Origin of the sequence: Mesorhizobium shangrilense, from assembly GCF_028826155.1 — a bacterium.
Taxonomy (GTDB): Bacteria; Pseudomonadota; Alphaproteobacteria; order Rhizobiales; family Rhizobiaceae; genus Arvimicrobium; species Arvimicrobium flavum.
In genome coordinates, this window is record NZ_JAQGPN010000001.1 from 4517617 (window position 1) to 4525000 (window position 7384).

General features: G+C 60.7%; 4 protein-coding genes, 1 tRNA gene and 2 rRNA genes (1 of these 7 cut by a window edge). 4 read left to right on the plus strand and 3 right to left on the minus strand.

Translation table 11 applies throughout. The annotated features are described in order from the left end of the window. The 4 genes from cysT to PD284_RS21810 all read left to right on the plus strand — a co-directional run bounded on the left by cysT (position 1) and on the right by PD284_RS21810 (position 3665). A complete protein-coding gene (cysT, locus tag PD284_RS21795) occupies positions 1 to 858 on the plus strand; it encodes a sulfate ABC transporter permease subunit CysT (protein WP_274630217.1) in 858 nt (285 codons plus the stop codon). After that, complete coding sequence (cysW, locus tag PD284_RS21800; protein WP_274630218.1) at positions 848 to 1762, plus strand: sulfate ABC transporter permease subunit CysW; 915 nt, start codon at positions 848 to 850, stop codon at positions 1760 to 1762. The genes cysT and cysW overlap by 11 nt, the downstream gene beginning before the upstream one ends. 7 nt (positions 1763 to 1769) lie before the next feature. Further along, complete coding sequence (locus tag PD284_RS21805) at positions 1770 to 2810, plus strand: sulfate/molybdate ABC transporter ATP-binding protein (RefSeq protein ID WP_274630219.1); 1041 nt, start codon at positions 1770 to 1772, stop codon at positions 2808 to 2810. 549 nt (positions 2811 to 3359) lie between these two features. Further along, on the plus strand, positions 3360 to 3665 hold the full coding sequence (locus PD284_RS21810) for a DUF1236 domain-containing protein (RefSeq protein WP_274630220.1): 306 nt from the start codon (positions 3360 to 3362) through the stop codon (positions 3663 to 3665). A 507-nt stretch (positions 3666 to 4172) separates the two neighbouring features. On the opposite strand, the gene PD284_RS21815 is transcribed toward PD284_RS21810, so the two are convergent. The 3 genes from PD284_RS21815 to PD284_RS21825 all read right to left on the minus strand — a co-directional run. Beyond that, positions 4173 to 4249, minus strand: a tRNA-Met gene (locus PD284_RS21815). 133 nt (positions 4250 to 4382) lie between these two features. After that, positions 4383 to 4497, minus strand: a 5S ribosomal RNA gene (rrf, locus tag PD284_RS21820). Between the two features lie 202 nt (positions 4498 to 4699). Further along, positions 4700 to 7384: ribosomal RNA gene (locus PD284_RS21825) — 23S ribosomal RNA — on the minus strand (it continues 120 nt past the right edge of the window).

Genomic DNA, 7384 nt, shown 5'->3' on the forward strand with positions numbered 1-7384 from the left:
ATGGCCGCCTCCCATCGCGCGGGGTGGCGATTGAGACAGCCGAGCGTCATCCCGGGTTTCGGGCTGACACTCGGCTTCACGATCGTCTACCTGACGCTGATCATCCTGATCCCGCTGTCGGGCATCGCCTGGCGCTCGGCCGAACTCGGCTGGTCGGACTTCTGGGCGATCGCCACCGACGAGCGGGTCGTGAAGTCGCTCGAGATCAGCTTCGGCGCCTCGCTCGCTGCGGCGGCGGTCAATACCGTCTTCGGCATTATCGTGGCCTGGGTGCTGGTCCGCTACCGTTTCCCCGGACGGCGCATCCTCGACGCCATCGTCGACTTGCCCTTCGCGCTGCCGACGGCAGTCGCCGGCATCTCGCTCGCCGCCATCTATGCGCCGAACGGCTGGATCGGGCAGCTGCTTGCGCCGCTCGGGATCAAGGTCGCCTTCACGCCGCTCGGCATCGTCGTGGCGCTGATCTTCATCGGCCTGCCATTCGTGGTGCGCACCGTGCAGCCGGTCATGGAGGAGATCGACACTGAGGTCGAGGAGGCCGCGGCAACGCTCGGCGCATCCCGCTTCCAGACCGTTTTCCGCGTGCTGCTGCCTGGGCTGGCGCCGGCCATGCTGACCGGCTTCGCGCTCGCCTTCGCGCGCGCCGTCGGCGAGTACGGCTCAGTCATCTTCATCGCCGGCAACATCCCCTATGTCTCCGAGATCGCACCGCTGCTCATCGTTATCAGGCTGGAGGAGTTCCACTATGCCGGCGCCACGGCGATTGCCGCGGTTATGCTGGTCCTCTCCTTCGTCATGCTTTTCCTGATCAACCTCATCCAGGCCTGGAGCCGCAGGAGGTATGGCCATGGCGCTTGATATGGCTTCGGCGCGCGAGAATGCCGTCCTTATCCGCGCGCAGTCGGAGGAGACGCGGCCCGCGTCACCGCCGCCGACCACCGAGCGGCCGGCCACGAAGCTGGCGCTCATCACCGTCGCGGTCGGTTTCCTGACGCTGTTCCTCGTGTTGCCGCTCATCGCCGTCTTCGTGGAGGCGCTGCGCAACGGCGTGGGTGAATTCTGGTCGGCCTTCGGCGATCCCGACACGCTCGCCGCCATTCGCCTCACATTGCTGGTCGCTGCGATCGCAGTCCCGCTCAACACCGTCTTCGGGATCGCCGCCGCCTGGTCGATCGCCAAGTTCGAGTTCAAGGGCAAGGCGTTCCTGACGACGCTGATCGACCTGCCCTTCTCAGTGTCGCCGGTCATTTCCGGCCTGGTCTACGTGCTCCTGTTCGGCGCACACAGCGTGCTCGGCCCATGGCTGAAGAGCCATGGCATCGAGATCCTGTTCGCCGTGCCCGGCATCGTGCTCGCGACGGTGTTCGTGACCTTTCCCTTCGTCGCGCGCGAACTGATCCCGCTGATGCAGGATCAGGGGACCGGCGACGAGGAAGCGGCCATCTCGCTCGGCGCCAACGGCTGGCAGACCTTCTGGCATGTCACCCTGCCGAACATAAAATGGGGCCTGCTCTATGGTGTGCTTTTGTGCAATGCCCGCGCCATGGGCGAGTTCGGCGCCGTGTCGGTGGTGTCGGGCCATATTCGCGGGCTCACCAACACCATGCCCCTGCATGTCGAGATCCTCTACAACGAGTACAATTTCGTCGCCGCCTTCTCGGTCGCGACGCTGCTCGCGCTGCTGGCGCTCGTCACCCTCATCCTGAAATCCATCCTCGAGTACCGCTTCGGCGACGAACTCGCCGCCAACGCCACGCACTGAGGACATCATGCAAGTCTCGATCCGCCACGTCCGCAAGGAATTCGACCGCTTCCCGGCCCTCAGGGACGTGTCGCTGGACATCCGATCGGGCGAGCTCATCGCCCTGCTCGGCCCATCGGGCTCCGGCAAGACGACGCTGCTCAGGCTGATCGCGGGACTGGAACACCCCACCGCGGGCTCGATCTTCTTCGGCGACGAGGATGCTTCCGAAAAGTCGGTGCAGGACCGCAACGTCGGCTTCGTCTTCCAGCACTACGCGCTGTTCCGGCACATGACGGTGGCGCAGAACATCGGCTTCGGGCTCAAGGTGCGGAAACGCGAGGCACGCCCCCCGCACGCCGAGATCCGCCGGCGCGCGCTGGAACTGCTCGACCTCGTGCAACTGTCAGGGATGGAGAACCGCTATCCCAATCAGCTATCAGGGGGCCAGCGGCAGCGCGTGGCGCTGGCGCGCGCCATGGCGATCGAACCCAGGGTGTTGCTGCTCGACGAGCCATTCGGGGCGCTGGACGCACAGGTGCGGCGCGAGCTCCGGCGCTGGCTGCGCGAAATCCACGACGCCACCGGCCACACCACCGTCTTCGTCACACACGACCAGGAGGAGGCGTTGGAGCTCGCCGACCGCGTCGTCGTCATGAGCCAGGGCCGGATCGAGCAGGTCGGCTCCGCCGACGAGGTCTACGACCGGCCCAACTCGGCCTTCGTCTACGGCTTCATCGGCGACTCCAGCTCGCTGCCGGTCCGCGTCGAGCATGACGAGATCTGGCTGGCCGACCGGGCGCTCGGCATCGGGGCAAAGGGTGCGCCCGACGGCCCGGCCACGCTCTACATGCGTCCGCACGATGTCGAGCTCACCGAGGGCTGCGGCGGTTGCATCGCCGGCACGGTCGCGGGCAGCCGACGCGTCGCCGGAACCCGGCGGGTGGAACTCGAGGTCGGCGGCGAGCGGCAGCGCGTCGAGATCGAACTTCCCATCGATCATCCTGCAGCGGCCAGATCCCGGGTCGCCTTCCGTCCGACGCACTGGACGCTGTTTTCGGAAGGGTAAGAGCGCATCGGCTTACCGGCCGCCACCATCCTGCCTGCGCATCCCGGCCCCGGCCGCGACCGCCTCAGCACGCAAAAGTAGGAACGCCGGACCGATCCGAACACCACGGCAAATCCGGGAGTACCAGATCCGCTGTCTTCGATGTGCATCAGTTACGCACCGTCGTGGCCGGATGGCCGCGACGCCAATCACCAACCCACCGCGCGGGAGGGCTGAGATATCCGCCACCCCACCGCAGCCGGTGCCCGGGCCGGGTCGCCTTGGCCCCCGACTATCCGGCTCCTTTTCGGCGCGGCTTCGGGAGCAACCGGAACGGACGTTGATCGGCCGTCCTCACAATGGGCTTCCGGCGCCCCGGCTGACCGGAGCGCAATCGTCCTGGATGCAGTGGGCCGGCCGAGCCCGTCTGGCCTGCGGTCCCAGCGCACAGCCATCAGCTTGCTCGGGAACAACATACCTCTCACCACGTTTGAGAGGGGCAACGTTGCCGGGATGCAGTCAAGAGTTCGATGATCGGCAGCGCAAATCGGGCTACCGAAGGAGGCACAGATGAAGCTTCACCTTGCCGGCGCAATGGCCGGGCTTACCATGCTTGCGGGCATAGGCGCGAGCGCCGCCCAGGACGTCATCATAACCCCGGAACAGGAAGTGGTGATCCGCGAATACGTCCAGAAGAAGCCTTTGGCGTCTATCGACCTGCCAGGCGTCGAGCTCAACATCGGATCGACGGTTCCCGAAACGGTCGAGCTTCGCGCCCTCGAAGTCCCGGATGTGACGTACCGCTACGTCGTCGTCGGCAACCGCACGGTCCTGGTCGATCCCGGAACACGCCGTATCGTACGCGTCATCGAGTGATCACAATCAATGCGAAGCGCAAGCCGGCCCGCGTGGCTGGCTTGTAGCGGCGTTTGGGCTTCGCGCCGCGCATGAGCTGAATGCCCTCTGCACCATTTCTGCATTCTGCACCCAATGCACTCGTCTCACTCGGCCAGCCAGCAGACGCCCGCGCAGGAGTCGATTCCCGGCTGGACCTAGATGGGCACCGGTAGCCGGGACAACATGGCAGGCGTCCGGGAATCATTGAGCATCCACCGCCCCTCCCCTTCCACAACTCATCCAAAGCTGAACCATCTCAGTCGGTAGTGCGTCCCCACGACCGGTATGTCGGCGTTCGGCGTGCAAGTTGACCGTCGAACGCAAAAACGGCCCGGGCTGGGCCGGGCCGTTTATGGTATTTGGTTGCGGGGACAGGATTTGAACCTGTGACCTTCAGGTTATGGTCCGCAGGACGAGGAGCTACCTTGTCCAGCATCGGCGCAGCCGATGCGCCAGACAACGCGTTTGGGATAGTTTCGGGAAGATTGGTTGCGGGGACAGGATTTGAACCTGTGACCTTCAGGTTATGAGCCTGACGAGCTACCGGGCTGCTCCACCCCGCGTCAACCTTTTACAGATGGGCATTGGCCCACCGGAAGTGAAGTGCTGCAACACAAAAGGCCGCTTGCGCGGCCCTTGAGCCGCCGTTTCCGGCGGGCATGCGTATCGAGAAGACTTATTCCATGCATTTTGCAGACCTGGCAGCGACTTACTCTCCCGCGTCTTGAGACGAAGTACCATCAGCGCTGGAGCGTTTCACGGCCGAGTTCGGAATGGGATCGGGTGCAGCCGCTCCGCCATAACCACCAGGTCGGCAAAGTGCATGTTTTTCGAGAAGCTGTTTTGTCTGTTTCGTGCCGCACAGCCGTCCTTCGGGCGACGCCCGCAAGGCCGACTGGCCGTCGCGCCTGATGGCGTGCCCCGTCCGGAGGCCAGGCTGGCGTGAGCCAGCCGATACGGCCGTGAGGACAGGAAAGCTGGATGCTCATCGCAGATGAGCATTGAGAATGAGAACGATCAAGTCGATCGAGCTATTAGTACCGGTAAGCTTCATGCGTTGCCGCACTTCCACACCCGGCCTATCAACGTGGTCGTCTTCCACGACTCTCAGGGAATACTCGTTTTGAGGTGGGTTTCCCGCTTAGATGCCTTCAGCGGTTATCCCGTCCGTATATAGCTACCCTGCTATGCGGCTGGCGCCACAACAGGTCCACCAGAGATACGTCCATCCCGGTCCTCTCGTACTAGGGACAGATCCTCTCAATATTCCTACACCCACGGCAGATAGGGACCGAACTGTCTCACGACGTTCTGAACCCAACTCACGTACCGCTTTAAATGGCGAACAGCCATACCCTTGGGACCTGCTCCAGCCCCAGGATGCGATGAGTCGACATCGAGGTGCCAAACAACCCCGTCGATATGGACTCTTGGGGGTCATCAGCCTGTTATCCCCGGCGTACCTTTTATCCGTTGAGCGATGGCCCTTCCACGCGGGACCACCGGATCACTATGACCGACTTTCGTCTCTGCTCGACTTGTCAGTCTCGCAGTCAGGCAGGCTTATGCCATTGCACTCAGCGAACGATTTCCGACCGTTCTGAGCCCACCATCGCGCGCCTCCGTTACTCTTTAGGAGGCGACCGCCCCAGTCAAACTACCCACCATACATTGTCCCGGACCCGGATGACGGGCCGCGGTTAGACATCCATAGAGATAAGGGTGGTATTTCAAGGGTGGCTCCACAGAAACTGGCGTCCCTGCTTCAAAGCCTACCACCTATCCTACACATGCCACTACGAATGCCAATGTAAAGCTATAGTAAAGGTGCACGGGGTCTTTCCGTCTAACCGCAGGAACCCCGCATCTTCACGGGGAATTCAATTTCACTGAGTCTATGCTGGAGACAGCGGGGAAGTCGTTACGCCATTCGTGCAGGTCGGAACTTACCCGACAAGGAATTTCGCTACCTTAGGACCGTTATAGTTACGGCCGCCGTTTACTGGGGCTTCGATTCAAAGCTTGCACCTCTCCTCTTAACCTTCCAGCACCGGGCAGGCGTCAGACCCTATACGTCGCCTTGCGGCTTCGCAGAGCCCTGTGTTTTTGATAAACAGTCGCTACCCCCTGGTCTGTGCCACCCCCCTGCACTTGCGTACAGAAGGGTCACGCTTATCCCGAAGTTACGCGTGCAATTTGCCGAGTTCCTTCAGCATAGTTCTCTCAAGCGCCTTGGTATACTCTACCAGTCCACCAGTGTCGGTTTCGGGTACGGACTATAAGTGGGAGCTATTTCCTGGAACCGCTTCGCTGCCCGTTCAATCCGATAAGATTGGACAACTTACGCGATCCGTCACTACCCACAGGCTCACGAATATTAACGTGATTCCCATCGACTACGCCTTTCGGCCTCGCCTTAGGGACCGGCTAACCCTGCTCAGATTAACTTTAAGCAGGAACCCTTGGACTTTCGGCGGGGGTGTCTCTCACACCCCTTACGTTACTCATGTCAGCATTCGCACTTCTGATACCTCCACGGCTCCTCACGGATGCCGCTTCGTCAGCTTACAGAACGCTCCGCTACCGCTCGCATTGCTGCGAACCCTAAGCTTCGGTGTATGGCTTGAGCCCCGTTACATTTTCGGCGCAAAGACCCTTATTTAGACCAGTGAGCTGTTACGCTTTCTTTAAATGATGGCTGCTTCTAAGCCAACATCCTGGTTGTTTTGGGATCCTCACATCCTTTCCCACTTAGCCATAACTTGGGGACCTTAGCTGTAGGTCAGGGTTGTTTCCCTTTCCACGACGGACGTTAGCACCCGCCGTGTGTCTGCCGACTAGTACTCTCAGGTATTCGGAGTTTGCTTAGGTTTGGTAATCCGGTGAGGACCCCTAGCCCATGCAGTGCTCTACCCCCTGAGGTATTCGGTCGACGCTCTACCTAAATAGATTTCGCGGAGAACCAGCTATTTCCGAGTTTGATTGGCCTTTCACCCCTAGCCACAAGTCATCCCAAACTATTGCAACAGTTATGGGTTCGGTCCTCCAGTACGTGTTACCGTACCTTCAACCTGCTCATGGCTAGATCACTCGGTTTCGGGTCTAATGCAACGAACTGAACGCCCTGTTCAGACTCGCTTTCGCTGCGCCTACACCTACCGGTTTAAGCTTGCTCGTCACACTAAGTCGCTGACCCATTATACAAAAGGTACGATGTCACCCAGGACGAACCTTGGGCTCCATCTGTTTGTAGGCAATCGGTTTCAGGTACTATTTCACTCCCCTTGTCGGGGTGCTTTTCACCTTTCCCTCACGGTACTAGTTCGCTATCGGTCATGCACGAGTACTTAGGCTTGGAGAGTGGTCTCCCCATGTTCAGACAGGATTTCACGTGTCCCGCCTTACTCAAGGACTTTTGCTCGCATTACGCGTACGGGGCTGTCACCCACTATGGCCCAACTTTCCAGATGGTTCCGCTTGTCTCACAAAAGCCGCTGGCCTGGTCCGGGTTCGCTCGCCACTACTTCCGGAGTCTCGGTTGATGTCCTTTCCTACGGGTACTTAGATGTTTCAGTTCCCCGCGTTCGCCACTTTACCCCTATTTTATTCAGGGTAAGTTACCTAATATCAATACTTGGAAACCACAGCAGCAGTTACCTGCTACTCTGATTCTCCAAGTATTTTAGGTGGGTTTCCCC

Bases quoted from the DNA above. Each gene is read 5' to 3' on its own strand.
- PD284_RS21810 (WP_274630220.1), top strand. From the start codon at position 3,360: ATGAAGCTTCACCTTGCCGGCGCAATGGCCGGGCTTACCATGCTTGCG.
- cysW (WP_274630218.1), top strand. From the start codon at position 848: ATGGCGCTTGATATGGCTTCGGCGCGCGAGAATGCCGTCCTTATCCGC.
- cysT (WP_274630217.1), top strand. From the start codon at position 1: ATGGCCGCCTCCCATCGCGCGGGGTGGCGATTGAGACAGCCGAGCGTC.
- PD284_RS21805 (WP_274630219.1), top strand. From the start codon at position 1,770: ATGCAAGTCTCGATCCGCCACGTCCGCAAGGAATTCGACCGCTTCCCG.